Origin of the sequence: Nonomuraea sp. KM88 (assembly GCF_052245635.1) — a bacterium.
Lineage (GTDB): Bacteria > Actinomycetota > Actinomycetes > Streptosporangiales > Streptosporangiaceae > Nonomuraea.
Window position 1 is genome coordinate 505,240 of sequence record NZ_JBQQCC010000002.1, and the last position, 19,691, is coordinate 524,930.

The following is a 19,691-nucleotide window of genomic DNA, read 5'->3' on the forward strand; positions in this document are numbered from 1 at the left end:
GTCAGGCGAGAGCGGGCGTGGCGTACCGCACAGGCGTGAGCCTGTCCAGCGAAACCAGCCGGTAGGTGGTGATCGTCTCGGCGCAAGCCGTACCACACGGCGCGGTGAACGCCGATGGCTCGATCACAACCTGGAACCGGACGTCGCCGCAGCGCACGATGGCTTTGGTGACGTCGCCGTCCGACCTGGAGGATTCCACGGCCACCGCGCCGACGGAACGCTCTCCCGTATGGGCTCGGGCGAAGTGTTCCACGGCTTGCAATGGCTCAGGGATGCCTGCGCGTCCCCGGTAGCGGTCGAGAATGATCTCGCCCGACCGGTACGCGTTAGCCGCTGCCAGTGCAGCAGCCTGAGACATGCTGCCGTAGAAAATTCCGTGTGGCAAGCACACGAGGTTGGCGGCGTAGCGATCGCCGCCAACGTGTGACGTTTCCCACACTCTGTCCGGCAAAGATTCGGCCAGTGACCGAGCGAGGGGCAATCCAATGCGGGCGCAGCACACATTGCGCTTGGCGTGCGTGCAGACCAGAAATACCGGCTCGTCTTCAAGTATGCAGGACTCCGGGACTGCTCCGGCCACGAAAGCGTCCAGGTCAAGATCGTCGGGACCTGCGACGACGCCCCCGGCGAGCCATGGGCGATCGCCGGCCGCGTGACCCAGTAGCACACGGATTCCCTGCTCCCGCTGGCGGGTCCGCTTTCCGGGACGGCGAATCAGCTGGGGCCTGATACCGCGTTCGAGCGCCCGGCGGACGAGTTCGGAGATTTCTTGAGGAAGTTCGAAGTTTTCCAGGCGCGAGGGCCAGGCGCCGGTGTATTCGATGAGCAGCCAGAGCCTGGCTCCCACGGTCGCGCTCGCCAGTGTGGGCACCTCGCCCGTGTGGCACCCGATGGGATGCTCGCAGCCCGTCGCCAACGCCCGTACCCCTTCCCTGACCAGATTAGGTAAGCCTAATCTAACGGGTTGGTGCCATCAGGCGGGGGGTGTTCCGCGCAGTACGTCCCGTGTCGCGGGCAGTGCGCGCTCCCTGTCCCGCTCGACCAGGCCGATCCTGGTCCGCCGGTCCAGCAGGTCGCCCTCGTCGAGCGCGCCCTCGTGCAGGACCGACCACAGCAGCTCGCCCCTGGTGATGCCGAGCCCGACCTCCTCGGGGTGCGCCTTGACGAGCTCGTGCACGGCCTGCGCCTCGGCGCCGTACCGCTCGGCCAGCCGCATCGGCACCCCGGACGGCTGCGGGCCCGCCCCCACGAGCGGGATCTTCTTCGTACGGCTCCGGCCGCCCGGCAGCCTCCTGTCCGAGACCGCCCGATCCACCGCGTCCTCGGCCATGCGGCGATATGTCGTCAGCTTGCCCCCGACGACCGTGACGACGCCCCCACCCGACAGGACGGCGTGCCTCCGGGACAGGTCGGCCGTCCGCCCGTCGGCCGCCAGGAGAGGCCTGAGGCCCGCGTACGCGCCCGCAACCGCCTCTCTGGTCACCGGGGCCTCAAGAACGCCGTTCAGCACCTCCAGGAGCGTTCTGACGTCCTCCTCCGGCGCCTCGGGGACGTCCGGCACCGGCCCGTCCACCGGCTCGTCCGTGAGCCCGACGTACACGCGGCCGTCGTGCTGGGGGAGCACGAGCGCGAACCGGTTGTTCTCTCCCGGGACGGGCACGTGCAGGCCCGCGATCAGCCCGGGCAGCGTGCCGGAGGAGAGAACGAGGTGGGTGCCGCGTGACGGGCGCAGCCTCACCTGCGGATCCAGCGATCCGGCCCACGCTCCCGTCGCGTTGATCACCGCTGCGGCCCGGATGGTGAACTCCTCGCCCGTCAGCTCGTCGCGTACGTCCGCGCCCGCTTCCGAGAGCCGCAGCGCGCGGCAGCGGGTCAGCACGCGGGCCCCGCGGGCGGCGGCGGTCCTGGCGATCGCGACCACCAGTCGCGCGTCGTCGAGGAGCCGCCCGTCCCACGACAGCAGCGCGCCGCGCAGGCCGTCGCCGCTGAGCACGGGCGCCAGGGTGCGGGTGCGGGCGGCCGTGAGCCGCGTGGGACCTGGCAGCAGGCGGCGCGGCGTGCGGGCGGCGCACCGCAGCGCGTCGCCCATCCGGTAGCCGGCCGCCACCATGGCCGCCTGCCGCCGCGAGACCGCGGGCGTCAGCGGCAGCACGTACGGGTGCGCCTTGACCAGGTGCGGAGCTGTGGTGCGGAGCAGGATGCCGCGCTCGGCCGCGCTCTCGTAAGCCACGTCGACCTGTCCCCTGGCGAGGTAGCGCAGCCCGCCGTGGACGAGCTTCGAGCTCCACCTGGACGTGCCGAACGCCAGGTCGTGGGCGTCGATCGCGGCCACGCTCAGCCCTCGGGACGCGGCGTCGAGCGCGGCGCCCGCGCCGGTCGCGCCGAGCCCCACCACCAGCACGTCCACCCGTTCCTCGGCCGTCCGGCGCAGCTCGCGGGCCCGTCTGGGGGCGTTCAGCGAACTCCCCGGGGCGGGCGTGCCCATCAGCCCGCCCTCCTTCGCGCGCGCGGGGTGAGGGCCGCGGCGGCGGCGCGGTCAGCGGCTCTCTCGGCGGTCGCGGCTCTCTCGTCGGTCAAGGTATCCCTCCAGCAACGCGGTGAGTTCGTCGTCGAGGTCGTCCGCGGTCACGGGGCCGAGCATGGTCGGAGCGGACAGCAGGAACGACTGGGCCACCAGCAGCACGGCTCTGGCCCTGCGCGGATCGCCGAAGCCCCGCTCCAGCACCTCGAGCACGGCCTCGTGGGTCGCCCCACGCCGGTCGAGCAGGTAGGGGAGGAGCAACTCGGGGTCCGCCTCCACGATCTTGCGCCACAAGGGGTGCGCGCGCAGCCCTCTGACACCGGCGACGACCGCGCGGACCGGATCGGACATGTCCAGCTCCGCGATCACCCGCACCCACTCCCTGGTCATCACGTCGGCGACCAGCGTGCGCACGTCGGGCCAGCGGCGGTAGAGCGTCATCCGTGACACCCCGGCCCTGCGCGCCACGTCCGTGAGGGTCGTCCTGCGCACTCCGTAGGCCAGCACGCAGTCGCGGGCGGCGTCCAGCACCCCGTCATTGTGACGAATCGACGTCATGTGTCACAGTGTACCCATGCCTGGAGAACCCATGTCGTGGTCGGGATGGGGCGATCCCGCCCGCGCCCGGGAGCTGCCCGAGCAGATCCGCACGCTCCTGCACGACCTGCTCGGCGTGCGCGCGCCCGCCGTCCCCGCCGCCGCGCTGGAGGCGGTGCGGGTCCCGCCGGTCGCCCTGCCGGGGCCGTTGGTCGAGGCGCTGGCCGGGGTGGCCGGCGCCGAGCACGTCCTGACCACGCACGAGGCCCGCGTGCGGCACACACGCGGAAAGTCCACCCCCGACCTGTTGCGGATGCGCGCGGGCGACGGCTCCGACGCGCCCGACGCCGTGGTGCTGCCCGGCTCGCACGAGGAGGTGGCCGAGCTGCTGCGGCTGTGCTCGGCCGAGCGGATCGCGGTCGTGCCCTTCGGCGGCGGCACCTCGGTCGTGGGCGGGCTCGCGGCCGCCCGCGCCGGATTCGCCGGAGTCGTCGCGCTCGACCTGGCCAGGCTCGACCGGCTGCGGTCGGTCGACACGGAGTCGATGGTGGCCGAGTTCGAGCCGGGCGTGCGGGCCGCCGAGGCCGAGCGGCTGCTCGCCGAACACGGGCTGACGCTCGGGCACTTCCCCCAGTCCTTCGAGTACGCCACGCTCGGCGGCTTCGCGGCCGCCCGATCCAGCGGCCAGGCCTCCGCCGGATACGGGCGCTTCGACGACATGGTGATGGGCCTCACCCTCGCCACCCCGGCGGGCACCCTGGACGTCGGCCGCGCCCCCAGATCGGCGGCAGGGCCCGACCTGCGGCAACTCGTCCTCGGCTCGGAAGGCGCTTTCGGCGTCATCACGTCGCTGCGCCTGCGGGTGCGCCGCGCGCCCGCCGAGCGCCGCTACGAGGGGTGGCGGTTCGCGTCGTTCGCGGCCGGCTCCGCCGCCGTGCGGGCGCTGGCGCAGGAGGGGCTCATGCCGGCCGTGCTGCGGCTGTCCGACGAGACCGAGACCATGGTCGGCCTGGCCGAGCCGGACGCCATCGGCTCGGGCGGCTCCGGCTGCCTGCTGATCGCGGGTCACGAGGGCGCCGCGGAGTCCGGGCGGCGGCAGGCCGTCTCCGCCGTGCTGGCGCGGCTGGGCGGCGAACCGCTCGGCGCGGGTCCCGGCGAGGCGTGGGAGCGCGGCCGGTTCTCGGCGCCGTATCTGCGCGACTCGCTGCTCGCGGCCGGCGCCACCGTCGAGACGCTGGAGACGGCCGGGTTCTGGGCGAACCTGCCGCGCCTCTACGACGCGGTGCGGCTCGCGCTGCTCGGGGCGCTCGGCTCGCCGCTCGTCATGTGTCACGTCTCCCACGCGTACGAGACCGGCGCCTCGCTGTACTTCACCGTCGTGACCCCGCAGGACGACGACCCGGTCGCCCAGTGGGAGCGGGCCAAGACGGAGGTGAACGCGGCCATCGTCGAGGCGGGCGGCACCATCACGCACCACCACGGGGTCGGCCGCGACCATCGCGACGCGTACGCGGCCGAGCTGGGTCCGGTCGGTGTGAGCGTCCTGGACGCGGTCAAGAGCCGGCTGGATCCCGCGGGCATCCTCAACCCCGGCGTGCTCGTCCCGCCGGTCGAACCGGCGTGACGTGCCCTTCGGGCCGCGGCGCCGGTCCCGGCCGCGCACGCCGGGGCGGGCACCGGCGGTGGCGTCAGTCGGGCCGGAGGAGCCGGTCGGCCTCGGCCACGAGCGCCGCGGCCTCGCTGTAGCGGTGGAGGGCCTCCAGCACGGCGGCGAGCCGGTACAGCGAAGCCACCAGCGGGGCGCCGCCCGCCGAACGGGTGAGCGCCACCGCCTCCTCGGCCAGCGGCAGCGCCTCCGCGGGCCGCCCCCGCCGGAGCAGCAGCCTCGCTCCCGCGACCAGGCACCGGGCCAGCAGGCCCGAGTATTCCTCCGGCGACTCCCCGAACAGAACCCGGCTCCTGGCGATGGCTTCGCTCATGCTCTTGAACGCCGACCGACCCCACCGGGGGTGAGTCTGGGCATAAGCCAGTAAACCCTCAATGGCGTCCACTTCGGATGTGCCTCTGCGGGTCGCGTCATCAGGGCCGTTACGGGTCATGGGAGCCTCCCCTCGGCGGTCCCAACCGCTTGCTTGGGGGGTGAGGGTACACCATGGTGCACCCTCCGCGTCCCTGTCTGCACGGAGCGTTCAGGATGCGTGATCGGTAGATCGCGGTAGAAATGTGGTCATGGTGGATGTCGCGGCCGAACGCGCAAAGCAACTTTCCTCGCGGGTGTCGGAGGCGGGCGCCGGATGGGCGTGCCCGCAGGTGGGGACGTTCTCGCAGCTCAGACCGGACAGGCGGGGGTTCAGCTGGCTCAATCCGCGGACGTTGTGGCGCTCGCGTAACGAGGTGCTCGCGGGGCTGTTCGGCGATCCGTCCGGGCAGGTGCGGGCGCGGTGGGTGGCGGGTCAGGAAGCGCGCGGGATTGATCCGGAATTTCGCATCAAGGCACCTGTAGCGGGGAATTTCAGTTTTCTGCTGCTTGGTGATACGGGGGAGGGAGATGCTTCTCAGTACGCCGTTGTTCCGGGGATGTTAAAACTCGGGCAGGGCACGTCGTTCGCGGTCATCGCGAGCGATGTGGTCTATCCGACCGGATCGGGCAACGAGTACGACGACAAGTTCTTCCGTCCGTACAAGGACTATGACGCCCCTATTTACGCCATCCCCGGCAACCACGACTGGTACGACGGACTCGGCGGGTTCATGCGGGTCTTCTGCGACGCCGAGCTCAAGCCGAAACCCGACCGCGGGATCCGCGGACTGCTGTGGCGCAAGCCGGAGCCGATCGACGAGGAACGGCTGGCCGAGGCGCGGCAGCTCAGGGGCAGGCCGGCCCAGCAGGCGACGCAGCCGGGGCCGTACTGGGCGATCGAGAGCGACCACCTGCTCATCGTCGGCGTCGACACCGGCATCAGGAACAACATCGACAAGGGGCAGACGGCGTGGCTGCGGCGGGTCTCGGCAGACCCCCGGCCCAAGATCCTCGTGACGGGCAAGCCTATCTACACCGCCAACGCCTACAAGCCGTCACCGCTGGAGGAAGGCGGCACGATCGACGACATCGTGCGCGACCCCGCACACCGGTACGTCGCGGTCATCGGCGGCGACGTGCACAACTACCAGCGCTATCCGGTCAAGGTGGGGGACCGGGTGATCCAGTACGTCGTGTCAGGGGGCGGCGGCGCGTTCATGCACGCGACGCACACCATCGAGCGGGTCGACGTGGCCGGCGTGCACGAGGACGACTTCAGGTGCTACCCGCTGCGCGGCGACTCGCTGTCGTTCTACAGCCAGCTCTACGCCACCAGGCTGCGGATGAAGTGGCTCTACCTCACGCCCGCGGAGGCCGCGTGCGTCATGTCGGAGCACGTCAAGAACCGGCCGGTCAGGACCCCGGAGGGCACCGTCGCGATCACCCGCAGGATGCGGTGGGCGGCGCGGCTGCTCGGGGCCTGGCCGTGGCCGTTCAGGCTGCCCGTCGACAAGGTGTTCCACCGCTACCTGTCCGAGCTGTCCGACTGGGACACCCCGCCCTTCTTCAAGCAGCTGATGCACGTCACGGTCACGCCCGACGAGCTGACCCTGCGCTGCTTCGCCGCCACCGGGTGCCTGGAGCAGGAGCTGGATCCGCCTCTGGAGGACGAGGTGCGCATCAGCCTCGCGTGAGCCGTTCCCGGCCCGTTCCCGGCTTTGTCGGAGGCGTTTGGCACTCTTGACCACGTGCATGTCGTGGTCGCGGGAGAGACGCTGCTCCCGGTCGGTGGCTCCCCTCGCCGTCCCGCCGATCTGGCGCGGGCCGTCGCCGAGCTCGAGGCGGCCGAGCGCCCGCGCTGGGTCTGGGCCGACGCCAGGGAGGACTACACGCCCCTGGTGGCAGCCGGTGTGCGGGTCGCGCGCTGCCATGACATCGCGCTCACCGAAGGGCTGCTGCTGGCGCACGAGGGCCGCCACGGCGAGGCCCGATCCGCCAGGGCCGCGCACGCCAGGCTCCACGGGCTGGCGGTGCCCGATGACGAGCCGAGCGCGCCCGGCACGCTCTTCGCGCCCGAGCCGCTCGGAGCGGAGGCGGTGGCGGAGGTGCTGGCCGGCCAGCTCGGGCGCGTCGCGGCGCTGCCCGAGCCCGGAAGGTTCCGGCTGCTGGTCGCCGCGGAGTCCGCGGGGGCGCTCATCGCGGCCGAGATGGCGCACGACGGCATGCCCTGGCGCGCGGACGTGCACGACGAGCTGCTGACCGAGCTGCTCGGCCCGCGGCCCGTGCACGGCATGCGGCCGGCCAAGCTGCAGGCACTGGCCTCTGAGGTGGCGGCGGCGTTCGGCCATCCGGTCAACCCCGACTCGGTGCAGCAACTGGTCAGGGCGTTCAAGGGCGCCGGGGTGACGCTCAAGACGACCAGGTCGTGGGAGCTGAAACGCGTCGACCACCCCGCCGTGGCGCCGCTGCTGGCCTACAAGGAGCTGGCCAGGCTGTTCAGCGCCCACGGGTGGGCGTGGGCCGACCAGTGGGTGCGCGACGGCCGCTTCCGCCCGGAATACGTGGTGGGCGGGGTGGTCTCCGGGCGGTGGGCCACCAGCGGCGGCGGGGCGCTGCAGATCCCCAAGGTGATGCGGCGGGTGGTGGTGGCCGACGAGGGGTGGAGCCTGATCGTCGCCGATGCGGCCCAGCTGGAGCCGCGGGTGCTGGCGGCGATGGCCGGCGACGGAGGGCTGGCCAGGGCGGCGGGGGAGATCGACCTCTACGCGGCGCTGGCGCAGTCGTTCGGTGGCGAGCGGGCCAACGCCAAGATCGCGATGCTGTCGGCCATGTACGGCGGCACCAGCGGCGACGCGTCCAAGCTGCTGACGGTGATGCGGCAGCGCTTCCCCAAGGCCTACCAGTTCGTCGAAGACGCGGCGAAGGCGGGCGAGGAGGGGCGGCTCGTGCGCTCCTGGCTCGGGCGCACCTGCCCGCCCCCGTCGGCGCGGTGGAAGGAGCTGGTGTCGGGGCCCGAGGGCGGGCGGGCGGCCAGGGACCGAGGGCGGTTCACGCGTAACTTCGTGGTGCAGGGCACGGCCGCCGAGTGGGCGCTGGCGCTGATGGCGGTGCTGCGGGGGCTGCTGCCCGAGCCGGCCCGGCTGGTGTTCTTCCAGCACGACGAGGTGATGGTGCACTGCCCGCTGGAGCAGGCCGACGAGGTGATGGCGGCGGTGTCCGCGGCGGCGGCCGAGGCGAGCAGGCTGCTGTTCGGGCAGACGCCGGTGCGCTTCCCCATGGAGGCCGTGGCGGTCACCTCCTACGCCGACGCCAAATAGACAACCGCACGGCACCGCCGATCTCCTGCGCGGGGCGGCTGTCCCCGCACTGCTGGCCCGGCCTACGGGATCGTCAATCCGGCGTCGGGCCGGCGGCGGTCCGCCTCGCCGTTTCGGCGATGCTCTGGAGCGCGTCCAGGTGGCCGGCGAGAGCCTGGCGACCTTCGGGGGAGAGGGAGAGCCAGGCGCGGGGACGCTTGCCGACACAGCCCTTGCGCACCTTGACATAGCCGGCGTCCTGGAGGGCGGAGACGATCCGGCTGACACTGGCGTCGGAGATCCGGGCGTAGTCACGGACCGCAGCGAACCCGGCCTCCAGGCACCCCGACAGGAAGGCCATGACAGCCAGCCGCGTGGGGTGCTGGATCGACTCGTCCAGCGCCGGCGGCGGATCGTGTTCGGCTCTCATGGCCGGGCCTCGCCTTCTTCCCGGACGGTGACCGCCCAGAGCGCCGCACCGCCCAGTACGGCGGAGGCAAGGGCGCCTCCGGTCTGTCCGAACGGGATGGCCGACAGCCAGCCGAAGCCGAACGCGGCGGCCGGGATCAGCTGGCGCAGCACCCGCTGTCCGATCGTGCCGCCGGGCATGGTGATGACCCCTCCACGACTGACCACCGCCGCGTGCACGCCCAGGAACGCCGGCATGGCGAGCAGGCCGGCGGCCAGGAACGGAACCTGATCGGTCCACGGGCCGAGCAGCAGCCCGAATGCGGCGGCGAACAGCAACCCGTGCGCCGGTGCGTACCAGGCGGGGGCCGCAGGTCGGGCGCGGGCTGCTCCCATCGCGTCCCGGGCGAGGCGCAGCGCGCCGCGAGCGGTGTCGACCGCGGGCGGGTGCCGCCTTTGCGGCGCTAGCCCGTGGGGGTGCGGCGCCAGACGGTGACGAGCCAGCAGCCGGCCAGGGCGACCATGACGCCGACGACCAGGCCGAGCAGGCCGTAGCCGAGCATCCCCACGATCGCCCCGGCGACGATCGTGCCCGTGGCGCCGCAGACGTTCATGAGCAGGTCCGACAGGCCCTGCACGGCGGGGCGGCGGGAGAGCGGGACGGACTCCGTGACCAGGGCGGAGCCCGACACCAGGCCGCACGACCAGCCCAGTCCGAGCAGCACCAGCGCCGCCGTCACCTGCCACACCCGGTGCCCAGCCGTGCCCGCCAGCGTGGCCGCGCACAGCAGCAGGGCCATGCCGAGCACCAGCACCGGCAGCTTGCCCGCCCTGTCGGCCAGCCAGCCGACGACCGGCGACAGCACGTACATGCCGGCGATGTGCAGGCTGATCACGAGGCCGATGACGTCCAGGTTGGAGCCGTCGTGGTGGAGCTTGACCGGGGTCATCGACATGACCGACACCATCGCGGTGTGGCTGATCGCGATCATGATCAGCGCCGTGCGGGCCATCGGGGTCGTACGCAGCGTCTCCCAGGCCGTCCTGATGGTCCGGTTGCGGCCGGGCGCGGGCTTGTCCTGCGTGTCGTCCAGCAGGCCGCGCGCCAGCTTGAGCGGGTCGGGCCGGAGCAACCCGAGGATGATGAGCAGGGCCAGGGCGAACGCCAGCGCGGCGAACGCGAACGGCCCCGCCTTCGCCGCCATCCCCAGTCGCATGCCGATCTCGTCGGCGGGCTCGGCCAGGTTCGGACCGGCCACGGAGCCGATGGTGGAGGCCCAGACGACCAGCGACAGGTGCCGGGCGGAGCGGCCCTTCGGGGAAAGGTCGGTGGCGGAGTAGCGCGCCGCCAGGCTGCCGGCGCTGCCGCCGCCCACCAGCACCAGCCCCACCAGCAGCAGCGGCCACGAGCCCAGGGTGATGGCGGCCACGGAGATCGCGCAGCCGGCCAGGGCCGCCAGATAGGCGAGCGACAGGCCGGCACGCCGCCCGCCGCTGCCCGATGCCCTGGCCGTGGGCAGGGCCAGCAGTGCCGCGCCGGCCACGGTGGCCGTGCCGGCGAAGCCGCTGATCACCGTGGATCCCGACAGCTCGTCCACGACCACCGAGCTGAGCGCCAGCCCGACCGCCACGCCCACGCCGCCCACGATCTGCGTCGCGGAGAGAACGGCCAGGGTGCGACGCTGAATGCTCGGGATCCGGTCAGAGGGCAGCGTCGCGGGCTGGATGGGGGCACTGGTCACCAGTGAAGTCTGACATAACCCCCCAACACCGCCACAAAGACGACAGAATTCTTATTTCCGCGATATTCAGAGGATCGTGACGGCATCGCCCACAACGATGCGTCCGGGCCCGTCAGGGATCAGATTGATCCCGAACCAGACCTTGCCGTCCCACTTGCGGTGCCTGGCCAGCGTCCTGAGGGGCTCCTTGCCCTTGGTGTACGTGGCGGTGTCGATCGTGGTCAGCACGCAGCGGTCGCAGCCCTTGGTGACCCGGAAGCCGACGTCCCCGATGCGCAGCCGCTTCCACCCGTCCTCGGCGAAGGGGGTGTCGACCCCGTCGATCACCACGTTCGGCCGGAACCGGCGCATGGGCAGCGGCGCGGGCGGCTCCTCGCCGTGTTCGAGCGCCGTCTCCGCGATCCAGTCGTTGAGCTGGGCGAGCGAGGCGCTGGTGGTGAGCAGCAGGGGAAAGGCGTCCGCCAGGCTCACGCGGTCCTCCGGGCGCCCGTACGCCGGATTGACCGGGCGGCGGGTCGGGTCGTCGAGCCACTTGAGCCGGACGGGCTGCCCGGCGAGCTCCGACAACCACCGCGCCGCGGCGTCGCCGCAGTCGGTGAGCTCCACCGGGGTGCGTCCCACCTTCACCGTGGACATCGTGGTGGCCGGGACGACCGGCAGCGGGGCGGCGTGCGGGCCGGTCAGCGTGAGGGTGTCGCCGTCGAGCTCGGCCACGCAGGCCAGCAGCGCCGGCTCCTCGCGCGCGGTGAGGAGGTCGCCGTTGCGGTCGGTGACGAGATAGCGCCGGTCGCCTGCCAGACCCCACGGCTGCACCTCAGCCTCATCGACGTCATGACCGCTGGTCGATTTGATGGGATAAAAGCGGATGTTCCCCAGCTTCATACGGCAGACCGTATCTCACTGATCGGCGCGGCCTGCGGGGACGCTCTCCTGCGGTGCTGGTACGCGGCCAGCGCGACCGCGCCGAGCGCGGCCACCCCGATGGCGGCGCCGATCCAGGCGACGGACGGGTAGCCGAATCCCGCGCCGATGGACAGCCCGCCCAGCCAGGGGCCCACGGTGATGCCGACGTTGAAGGAGGAGACGTTCATCGCGGCGGTCAGCGTGGGGGCGGCCTTGGCGAGGGCGAAGGGGCGGGCGTTCAGCGCCGGGTTGGTGCCGAATCCGAACGCGCCGAGCAGGAAGACCAGCACGATGGCGAGGACGGGCACGGCCGCGGACGCGGCCAGCGCGGCGGAGGTCGCGATGAGGCCCGTGACCCCGGTGAACAGGACGAGGAACGGCCGCGCGTCGGCGGTCCTGCCGCCGATCGTGATGCCGATCAGCGCGCCGACCCCGTACAGGGCCAGGACGGCGGGAATCCAGGCGGGCGCCAGGCCCGTGGTGCCTGTCAGCAGGACGCTCAGGTAGCTGAAGGAGGCCAGCAGGGCCGCCGTGGTCAGCGCGATCGTGCCGTAGGCGAGCCAGAGCGGCGGGTTCAGCATGGCGCGCAGCTCATCCTGCACGCGGGGCCGAGCCCCGGCCTCGGGACGGCCGCCGGGGATGGTGGCGAACACGCCCACCGCGGCGAGCGCCGACAGCCCGGCCACCGCCCAGAACGCGGCCCGCCAGCCGAGATGCTGGCCGATGACGGTGCCCGAGGACAAGCCGATGATGGTGGCGACCGTCAGCCCGCCCGCCAGGATGCTCATCGCCCTGCCGCGGGCGTTCGCGGGCACGAGGCCGATCGCGGTGCTCGCCGCCACGGCCCAGAAACCGGCGTACACGAAGGCGCCGGCCACGCGGGTGGCGAACACGACGGCGTAGTCGGCCGTCATCGCGCCAACGACGTGCGTGAGGGCGAAGACCAGCATGAACGTCAGCAGCGCCGTACGGGGTGGCCAGCGCAGCGTGGCGATGGCCAGCACGGGAGCGCCGACCAGCATCCCGATGGCGAACGCCGAGATCAGCAGCCCTGCCTCGGGGACGGACACGTGCAGGTCGCGGGCCATCTCCGGGAGCAGCCCGGCCAGCATGAGCTCCGACGTGCCCTGCGCGAATATCGACAGGCCCAGTATGTAGACCGCCAGGGGCATGGCGATTCCTCCAATTTTAGAATGATCAGTACAAAATTAGGGCGCGAAAAAGTCAGAACGCGTCCAGCGCGGTTCGTGCGACGGACGCGAGGGTCTCGCGGCCGGCGCCCCCGCAGGCGGCCACGCGCAGGCCGCTGACCGTGGCGACGACGAAGTGCGCCAGGGCGAGCGCGTCCTTGCCCGCGTCGATCTCGCCCCGGGAGATGCCGGCCTCGATCGCCGCGCGGATCATCCGCACCCGCTTGTCGTAGTCCAGCCGCAGCAACTCGGCGACCGCCGGGTCGTGACGGGCCATCTCGACCTGCGAGTTGACCACCAGGCAGCCGGCCGGCTCCTCGGGATCGGGCTCGACCGCCCACCCCAGCACGGTGCCGACCTTCTCCCTGGCGGGCAGGTCGGAGTCCATCAGCTCGGCGAGCCTGGCGTTGCGCCCGTCCATGTAGTGGCGCAGCGCCTTCTGGAACAGATCGTGTTTGCTCGCGAAGGTGTTGTAGATGCTGCTGCGCCCGAGGCCGGTGGCCGCGCACAGGGCCTGCGTCGAGGTGTTCTCGTAGCCCGCGCCCCAGAACGCGCGCATGGCCGCCTCGACCGCACGGTCCTCCTCGAACGTCCTCGGTCGCGCCATGCCCGGCACGCTACCAGTTTTGGAACGGCCAGTGCAATATCCGGGGCTTCACGGTGAAACCCGCCGTCGCGCCGAGGTCAGGTGCTTCGCCGGAACGTGTCGAGGAACACCTTGCGCGTGCCGGCCTGGTCGTCCCACTTCAGCTCGGGCAGGTCGAACGTGATCATGAACCCGGTCGTGTCGTCGATCGTGACGTATCGGGTCAGCGCGTGCATGGGGACGCCGTTGGCGGTGGTGTAGGTGTACTCCCAGTCGGTGGCCTTCCATCCCCGGTAGGACACGGCCCGCAACTGCACCTGGATGTAGCTCTCCCTGCCGCCCTCGGACTCCTCCCTGCTCAGCCGGGACAACCCGCCGTCGGCCTGCGGCGTCACCCGCTCCACCACGATCCGCATGCCGGAGTCCTCCGGCCCGTCGAACGTGGTCCTGCCGTCGGCCTTCGCCGGCTTCCAGCCCTCCGGCACGCCGGCCGCGAACCCGGCGGCGGTGTGCTCCTCGTAGCCCTCCGGCACCGGGGACGGCTCGCCCCCCGCGGCCGGAGCGCTCGTCGTGGCGGTGGGGGACGCGGTCGTGGCGGTGACCGCGGCCGGCTCCTGCGATGATCCGCCGGACAGGACGATCATCACGGCGCCCGCGACGACGGCCACCGCCACGATCGCGCTGATGAACGTGAGCGGCGTCGGCCGGCCGTCGCGTATCCACGCGCCGCCGCCGCCGTCCTCGCTCCTGCGCCTGCTCGTGCCGGTGCGCGGGGAGGGGCCGGGCAGCGTGGCCAGGCGGCTGCGGCCGACGTCGTGCGACAGGCCGCGTGACTGCTCGTGCAGGTCGGCGGGGGAGGCCAGCGGCCACGGGGTGGCGCCGGACGTACGGCTGTCGGACGTCAGCGGCAGGATCGGCCGGGGCCGCGGCCCTGAGGACGCGTCCATGCCGTCGGCGGAGTCGTCCACGGACGGGTACGTCCCGAAGGGGTCCGGTCCGCCGGGCGAGGACGCGCCACTCTGTGCAGGCGGCCCACCGAGCGAGGAGGGGCCGCCGGGCGCGTGCGAGCCGTCGAGCGAGGGCGGGGCGCCGATCACGGGGAAGCCGCCCGAGGACGAGGGGCCGCCCAGCGGGGAAGAAGGGTCGAGCGAGGGCGGGGCGCCGGCCACGGGGAAGCCGCCCGAGGACGAGGGGCCGCCCAGGGAAGGGCCGCCGTCAGGCGAGAGCGGGCCGCCGGGGGAGGGCGGGCCGCTGCCCGGCCGCTGTGCCCCCGACGGGCCGCCGAACGCCTCGAACCCCTGCGCCGGCGGTAACCGGTCGGTGTTGTGGCTGCCCGACGGGCTCGTCATCCCGTCATAGGGCATCGAGTAGCCGCCCGACGGGCTGCTCATCGGGTCGTACGGCACGCGCACCGGCCCCGAGGGCGTCTCCACGATCCGCGACGGCATCGGCCCCGAGGGGTGTTCCAGCGGCGGCAGCAGCACGGCCGGCGTCGGGTCGGCCTGGCTGGGAAGCGTTCCAGGCGGGGTCCCCGGCAGCGTCCCAGGCGGGGTCTCCTGCGGGCGCGGCCTGGCGGAGCCGTGCGCGCCCAGCACCGTCTCCAGCATCTCGATGACCTGGGCGGAGGTCAGCCGTTCCGCCGGGCTCTTGCGCAGCAGGCCCTCGATCACCGGCATCAGCGCCCCGGCCCGCTGCGGCCTGATCGGGTCCTGGGTGAGGACCGCGCCGAGCACGGCGATCGGGTCGGGCCCTTCGTACGGCGGCCGCCCCTCGACGGCGGCGTACAGCGTGGCCCCGAACGACCACAGGTCGGCCGCGTGCGTGATCGGCTGGCCGGACAGGCGCTCCGGCGGGATGTACGCGGGCGACCCCATGAGCAGCCCGGTCTGCGTGATCGTCACGTCGCCCTCGATGGCCGCGATGCCGAAGTCGGTCAGCACCACCCGGTCCGAGGTCAGCAGGACGTTGCCGGGCTTGATGTCGCGGTGCATGATGCCGGCGGCGTGGGCGTGCCGGATCGCGTCGAGCACCCTGATGCCGATCTCGGCCGCCTGGATCACCGGCAGCGGCCCGCTCTGGCGTACGGCCTGCTCCAGGGACCACGCGCGGACCAGTTCCATCACGATCCAGGGGCGGCCGTCCTCCTCGACGACGTCGTGCACGGTCACGATGCCGGGGTGCGTCAGCCGCGCGGCCGACCTGGCCTCGCGCAGCATGCGCCGGTGCGCCACCTGCTTGCCCGCGTGGTCGAGGCCGTACGGCAGGATCAGCTCCTTGACCGCGACGTCCCGGTCGAGCAGGACGTCGTGGGCCTGCCACACCATGCCCATGCCGCCCCTGCCGACCGGCGACATCAGCCGGTAGCGCCGGCCGATCAGGCGGCCCTGGCTCTGCGGAGTGCCGCTCGGGGGGCCTCCCTCCGCGCCGGGGCCGCTGAGCAAGCGGTCGGCTGCCATGTTCCCGCCCCCATCTCGCCTCATCCGTCACGTGCGTTCTCACGCTACTTGCAGATTGCCACTGAGAAATCCGCCTGACGGCTGCCGCAATGGGCTTTGACCAGGTGCGGCGACAGGGCCGCGGCGGTTTTCTTGCTGGCCTGAGGTTCGTTACGATATCGGCGCTATAACCGCAAGGGAAGCTGACATTGCTTGACAATAGTGCTGACGTGCGGCTATTTCACTTTTCAAATGGGTCACTTACCGAGCGTGCCAACGCCAGCAACGCGCCGGCGAACGCCTCGGCGGGCGGCCTGACCAGGCCCGCGCCGACCTGCCCCGTGCCGGCCACGCGTCCCGCGATGCCGGTGTTGACGACGGGCAGCAACCCCGTCCTGGCCACCAGGGCGACGTCGATGCCGGCGGGAGTGCCGCGGAAACCGAGGCCCGGGATCTGGTAGGCGGGATGCTCGGCCAGCGTGATCTCGTACATCGAACGGGTGGCCCTGACGGCGTCGGAGACCTCGCCGCCGACGAAACGCACGATGGCGGGGGAGGCCGCCATCGCGAAGCCGCCCAGGCCGGAGGTCTCCGTGATGGTGGAGTCGCCGATGTCCGGGTTGGCGTCGCCAGGGCCGTACGCGCCGAGATAGAGCCCGTCGGGCACGCCGGCCGGGCCGGTGAACCAGCGTCCGCCCAGCCCCGAGACCTGCACGCCGAAGTCGGTGCCGTTGCGCGCCATCGCGACCACCAGCGACGAACCCGGCACGTCGCGGGCCGCGTCCGTGCTGACCTTGGCCGCGGCCATGCCGGCGTTGAGGAAGAAGTGGTCGTTGCCGTTGATGAAGCGCAGCACCTGCGCGGCGGCCCCGGGGGCGGCCTCGACCACGGCGGGCGCCAGCTCGCGCAGCAGCAGCGAGGTGGCGGCGCGGTTGCGGTTGTGCAGCTCGTCGCCCATCTGCAGCGCCTGCGCGATCAGCGAACGCAGGTCGATCGGGCCGGTGCGCTCCAGCGCCGCGGCCAGGGCGGGGCCGAGCACCCCGTCCATCCAGCGCAGCCGCTCCAGCACCTCCGGCCCGTACGCGCCGTAGCGGAGCACCTTGCCCAGGCCCTCGTTGAGCGAGCAGTAGGCGGTGCCGCCGTGCTCCTTGTCGCGCACCTCGAACACCCACATGGACGGGCTCACCACGCCCGCCATCGGGCCCACGGTGGCGTGCTCGTGGCACGGGCGCAGCGTGACGCCGCCCTCGGCGAGCGTGCGCCCGGCCTCGTGCTCGTCGCCCGCCAGGCCCTCCAGCAGCATCGCGCCGATGAGGGCGCCGCGCATCGGGCCGGACGCGCGCTCCCACGTGATGGGCGGGCCCGCGTGCAGGAACGTCCCCTCCGCCAGCAGCTCCGAGGCGCGCCGCACGCCCACCAGGTGCGGGCGGGCGGAGGTCAGCCGGCTGACGGCCAGCTCGTTGGCGGCCTGCCTGCGCGGGTCGGCGAGGACTCTGGCCAGCGCCTCGGCCGTGCCGGGCAGCGGCGGCCGCCACGCCACGGGGACCGTCGGCACGGCCTGGGCCCTGAGCGCGTCGTCGAGCAGGCCGGCGCCGACCGTGACGACGCGGGGCGGTGCGGAGAGCAGGGTCACAGCAGGCTCCTGGCGTGCTGGGGGGCCTGGGCGTCGGAGGTGAAGGGGGTCACAGCAGGCTCCTGGCGTGCCGGGCGGCCTGGGCGTTGGAGGTGAACACGGCCGCGCCCGCCTCGCGGAAGGCGGTGGCCTGGCGGTGCAGGTCCTGGGGGTCGCCCTCCGTGCCGATGAGGGCGATGACGACGGTGGCGGGGGCGCGGGCGACGGCGTGCGCGAGCGAGGCGGCCGGATCGGGGTCGGCGCCGTGGCCGAGCACGACGTCCATGAGCACCACGTCGGTGTCCTCGGTGCAGGCGAGCGCCTCGACGCGGAGCGCCGGGTCGATCATGGGGTGGGCGCGTCCCCTGGTGTAGGCGTCGTCGCCGTAGTCGACGATGCCGCCGGAGCCGGCGACCATCGCGGCCTCCGCGCTGAGCGTGCCGCCGGCGTAGACGCCCTTGATCGCCTTGCCGGCCGGGCGGCCGCCCGGCCACGACGGCCAGGACGGCCACTCGGGTACGGGCCTGCCGAGCGCGCGCAGCACCTGCTCCGTCGCCTCCGTGAGGTCGGGCGCGCCCTCCTGGAGCATCGCGCGTACGACCGGCGTGCGCAGCCGGCCCACCGACTCCTCCACGGCCCGGGCCACCTCCGGCGACGGCGGCTTGGAGATGAGCACGATCAGCTCGGTGGCCGGGTCGTCGTCCAGCATGCGCAGGGCCCGCAGCGCCGACAGGCCGCCCACCTCGGCCGACAGGTCCCTGCCGCCCACGCCGAGCACGTGGCTGACGCCCGTGCCCGCCCAGTCGAGCAGGGACGTCACCTGCTGCGCGCCGGTGCCCGAGGCCGCCACCACGCCCACGGGGCCGGGGCGCAGGACGTTCGCGAAGCCCAGGCCGACGCCGCCGATCACCGCCGTGCCGCAGTCGGGGCCCATCACGAGGACGTCCCTGGTCTCCGCCCGCTCCTTCAGCAGGCGTTCCTGCCACACGGGCACGCCGTCGCTGAAGATCATGACGGGCAGGCCCGCCTCGACGGCGTCCAGTGCCTCGGCGAAGGCGTGCTCCCCGGGCGTGGAGACGAGAACCAGGTCAGCCGGGTTCCGCGCGGCCGAGCGGGTGGTCAGCGGCGGTTGGTGCTCCGGTGCCGGATCCGTTCGCTGGAAGGTGGTCAGCTGCCGGTCGGCCTCCTCGACGGCGGCCTCGGTGTCGCTCGCGCGTACGGCGATCAGCAGGTCGCCCGGATCGGTCTCCGGGACCGTGAACCCCAGCTCGCGCAGGATGGAGACGTTGAGATCGGTGGCCATGGCGACCATGGCGGCCCTTACACCCGGCATGTCGGACAGTGCCCGGCTGACCCGCATGAGCGTCACCGAGTCGTGATAAGTCCCCCGCCGTACCAGCACCATCTCGCTCACAGCGTCACTCACGGGCTTGCTCACTGGCTCACTCACTGCTCCGGTTCCTGGTCGGCCAGGGCGAGGACCGCGTTCACCCCGATGGCGACGCCCTGCGCCAGGTCGGCCCCCGAGGTGTGGCCGAGCCGGTGCAGCCGGCGCAGCGCGGGGTCGAGCGCCTGCGTGCCGGCGATGCCGCGCAGCACCCCGATCACCTCGGGGCTGGCCGCGCCCCTGGCCGCGCAGTGCAGCAGCGTGGCCGAGATGGGCGTCGTCCGCGTACGGGCGTCGAAGGTGACCGTCGCGCCGAGCCAGCCGGCCAGCCAGACCGCCCGATCCACGCCGGCCGCCGCGCCCACGTGCCGCAGGGTCACCAGCAGCCCGGCCAGAACGTCGTCGCCGCTCGGCGTGAGCCCCGGCCCCAGCCCCACCAGCTGCTCGGCCGCCGTCACCGCCCCCAGCAGCCAGCCCTTGGCGCACCCGCCCGCCAGCATGTCGACCGCGGCGTTGCCGGCCAGGCCCGGCTCGGGCGGGTCGGTCAGGCGGGCGGCGGCGCGCACGAGGCTCGCCCGGTCGACCGTGCCCAGCGGCGGCGAGGGATCCCACCAGCGCCGGACGGTCAGGTTGAGCGGGCCCAGCTCGATCGAACGGTCGCCCACCGAAGCGTCGTCACCCACCGTGACCTTCGGGAGCGGGCCGGACAGCAACACGGAGTTGGGCAACCGGATCGCCTCGCCGGTGATGACCGCGATCACCGAAGGCTCAAGATCGGTCCTGACCTCCAGGTAGATCCCGCTGGGAAACGCGGCGAGCACGCGCGCCGGGCGGCGGGACGACTCCAGGACGGGACGTACCGCCGTGCTGGCCGCTCCCGTGACGTGGACGCGGGTACGTCTCGCGTGAGTACTGACCGTCACCAGACCTCCCAACCGACCCTGGTCCTGACCGTAGAACGGGCCGGGAACCCTCCGTACGGGTAAATTTGCCAACAGTGAGCGGGAAGGTTGGCTCTTCCTGACAGACGGTTCCCGGGGTCACAATCACCTCT

General features: G+C 72.8%; 17 protein-coding genes. 3 read left to right on the top strand and 14 right to left on the bottom strand.

The genetic code is table 11. The features are described from left to right. Nucleotide 1: 1 nt before the first annotated feature. From ACTWPV_RS08085 to ACTWPV_RS08095, 3 genes are all read right to left on the bottom strand, one after another. Nucleotides 2-871, bottom strand: coding sequence for a sucrase ferredoxin (locus ACTWPV_RS08085; RefSeq protein WP_347644329.1), 870 nt, complete (start codon nucleotides 869-871; stop codon nucleotides 2-4). 102 nt (nucleotides 872-973) lie between these two features. Further along, a complete protein-coding gene (locus tag ACTWPV_RS08090; RefSeq protein WP_443151227.1) occupies nucleotides 974-2,485 on the bottom strand; it encodes a glycerol-3-phosphate dehydrogenase/oxidase in 1,512 nt (503 codons plus the stop codon). Nucleotides 2,486-2,536: 51 nt separating this feature from the next. After that, nucleotides 2,537-3,079, bottom strand: a complete 543-nt coding sequence (locus tag ACTWPV_RS08095) for a TetR/AcrR family transcriptional regulator (protein WP_443151228.1) — start codon at nucleotides 3,077-3,079, stop codon at nucleotides 2,537-2,539. Between the two features lie 31 nt (nucleotides 3,080-3,110). On the opposite strand from ACTWPV_RS08095, the gene ACTWPV_RS08100 reads away from it, so the two are divergent. Continuing rightward, complete coding sequence (locus ACTWPV_RS08100; protein WP_443151463.1) at nucleotides 3,111-4,682, top strand: FAD-binding oxidoreductase; 1,572 nt, start codon at nucleotides 3,111-3,113, stop codon at nucleotides 4,680-4,682. A gap of 64 nt (nucleotides 4,683-4,746) precedes the next feature. Here ACTWPV_RS08100 and ACTWPV_RS08105 read toward each other — a convergent pair whose 3' ends face one another. Next, nucleotides 4,747-5,037, bottom strand: a complete 291-nt coding sequence (locus ACTWPV_RS08105; RefSeq protein WP_347644326.1) for a tetratricopeptide repeat protein — start codon at nucleotides 5,035-5,037, stop codon at nucleotides 4,747-4,749. Between the two features lie 466 nt (nucleotides 5,038-5,503). On the opposite strand from ACTWPV_RS08105, the gene ACTWPV_RS08110 reads away from it, so the two are divergent. Together ACTWPV_RS08110 and ACTWPV_RS08115 are read left to right on the top strand one after the other, a co-directional pair. Further along, nucleotides 5,504-6,772, top strand: a complete 1,269-nt coding sequence (locus ACTWPV_RS08110) for a metallophosphoesterase family protein (RefSeq protein ID WP_443151464.1) — start codon at nucleotides 5,504-5,506, stop codon at nucleotides 6,770-6,772. 54 nt (nucleotides 6,773-6,826) lie between these two features. Beyond that, nucleotides 6,827-8,395, top strand: a complete 1,569-nt coding sequence (locus ACTWPV_RS08115) for a bifunctional 3'-5' exonuclease/DNA polymerase (protein WP_443151229.1) — start codon at nucleotides 6,827-6,829, stop codon at nucleotides 8,393-8,395. Nucleotides 8,396-8,468: 73 nt separating this feature from the next. On the opposite strand, the gene ACTWPV_RS08120 is transcribed toward ACTWPV_RS08115, so the two are convergent. From ACTWPV_RS08120 to ACTWPV_RS08165, 10 genes are all read right to left on the bottom strand, one after another. Then, a complete protein-coding gene (locus ACTWPV_RS08120) occupies nucleotides 8,469-8,804 on the bottom strand; it encodes a transcriptional regulator (RefSeq protein WP_443151230.1) in 336 nt (111 codons plus the stop codon). Next, nucleotides 8,801-9,178 carry a hypothetical protein gene (locus ACTWPV_RS08125; protein ID WP_443151231.1) on the bottom strand — a complete coding sequence of 126 codons (378 nt, stop codon included), beginning with the start codon at nucleotides 9,176-9,178 and terminating at the stop codon, nucleotides 8,801-8,803. Before ACTWPV_RS08125 ends, ACTWPV_RS08120 begins: the two co-directional genes overlap by 4 nt. A 68-nt stretch (nucleotides 9,179-9,246) precedes the next feature. After that, complete coding sequence (locus ACTWPV_RS08130) at nucleotides 9,247-10,524, bottom strand: MFS transporter (protein ID WP_443151232.1); 1,278 nt, start codon at nucleotides 10,522-10,524, stop codon at nucleotides 9,247-9,249. A 66-nt stretch (nucleotides 10,525-10,590) separates the two neighbouring features. Continuing rightward, nucleotides 10,591-11,406: an MOSC domain-containing protein gene (locus ACTWPV_RS08135; protein ID WP_443151233.1), complete on the bottom strand. Its 816-nt coding sequence runs from the start codon at nucleotides 11,404-11,406 to the stop codon at nucleotides 10,591-10,593. After that, nucleotides 11,403-12,599 (bottom strand): Cmx/CmrA family chloramphenicol efflux MFS transporter, encoded by a 1,197-nt coding sequence (locus tag ACTWPV_RS08140; RefSeq protein WP_443151234.1) that lies wholly within the window; start codon nucleotides 12,597-12,599, stop codon nucleotides 11,403-11,405. The genes ACTWPV_RS08135 and ACTWPV_RS08140 overlap by 4 nt, the downstream gene beginning before the upstream one ends. Nucleotides 12,600-12,651: 52 nt before the next feature. Beyond that, nucleotides 12,652-13,224 (bottom strand): TetR/AcrR family transcriptional regulator, encoded by a 573-nt coding sequence (locus ACTWPV_RS08145; RefSeq protein WP_443151235.1) that lies wholly within the window; start codon nucleotides 13,222-13,224, stop codon nucleotides 12,652-12,654. Between the two features lie 77 nt (nucleotides 13,225-13,301). Further along, nucleotides 13,302-15,659 carry a protein kinase domain-containing protein gene (locus ACTWPV_RS08150; protein WP_443151236.1) on the bottom strand — a complete coding sequence of 786 codons (2,358 nt, stop codon included), beginning with the start codon at nucleotides 15,657-15,659 and terminating at the stop codon, nucleotides 13,302-13,304. Nucleotides 15,660-15,879: 220 nt separating this feature from the next. Next, complete coding sequence (locus ACTWPV_RS08155) at nucleotides 15,880-17,271, bottom strand: DUF1116 domain-containing protein (RefSeq protein WP_443151237.1); 1,392 nt, start codon at nucleotides 17,269-17,271, stop codon at nucleotides 15,880-15,882. A gap of 49 nt (nucleotides 17,272-17,320) precedes the next feature. Then, nucleotides 17,321-18,676 carry an FdrA family protein gene (locus ACTWPV_RS08160; RefSeq protein ID WP_443151238.1) on the bottom strand — a complete coding sequence of 452 codons (1,356 nt, stop codon included), beginning with the start codon at nucleotides 18,674-18,676 and terminating at the stop codon, nucleotides 17,321-17,323. Between the two features lie 20 nt (nucleotides 18,677-18,696). After that, nucleotides 18,697-19,560 carry a DUF2877 domain-containing protein gene (locus tag ACTWPV_RS08165; RefSeq protein WP_347644313.1) on the bottom strand — a complete coding sequence of 288 codons (864 nt, stop codon included), beginning with the start codon at nucleotides 19,558-19,560 and terminating at the stop codon, nucleotides 18,697-18,699. Nucleotides 19,561-19,691: the final 131 nt, after the last annotated feature.

Coding starts and splice junctions, on each gene's coding strand:
- ACTWPV_RS08090 (WP_443151227.1), bottom strand. CDS start 2,485: ATGGGCACGCCCGCCCCGGGGAGTTCGCTGAACGCCCCCAGACGGGCC.
- ACTWPV_RS08095 (WP_443151228.1), bottom strand. CDS start 3,079: ATGACGTCGATTCGTCACAATGACGGGGTGCTGGACGCCGCCCGCGAC.
- ACTWPV_RS08100 (WP_443151463.1), top strand. CDS start 3,111: ATGTCGTGGTCGGGATGGGGCGATCCCGCCCGCGCCCGGGAGCTGCCC.
- ACTWPV_RS08105 (WP_347644326.1), bottom strand. CDS start 5,037: ATGAGCGAAGCCATCGCCAGGAGCCGGGTTCTGTTCGGGGAGTCGCCG.
- ACTWPV_RS08120 (WP_443151230.1), bottom strand. CDS start 8,804: ATGAGAGCCGAACACGATCCGCCGCCGGCGCTGGACGAGTCGATCCAG.
- ACTWPV_RS08125 (WP_443151231.1), bottom strand. CDS start 9,178: ATGGGAGCAGCCCGCGCCCGACCTGCGGCCCCCGCCTGGTACGCACCG.
- ACTWPV_RS08135 (WP_443151233.1), bottom strand. CDS start 11,406: ATGAAGCTGGGGAACATCCGCTTTTATCCCATCAAATCGACCAGCGGT.
- ACTWPV_RS08140 (WP_443151234.1), bottom strand. CDS start 12,599: ATGCCCCTGGCGGTCTACATACTGGGCCTGTCGATATTCGCGCAGGGC.
- ACTWPV_RS08145 (WP_443151235.1), bottom strand. CDS start 13,224: ATGGCGCGACCGAGGACGTTCGAGGAGGACCGTGCGGTCGAGGCGGCC.
- ACTWPV_RS08150 (WP_443151236.1), bottom strand. CDS start 15,659: ATGGCAGCCGACCGCTTGCTCAGCGGCCCCGGCGCGGAGGGAGGCCCC.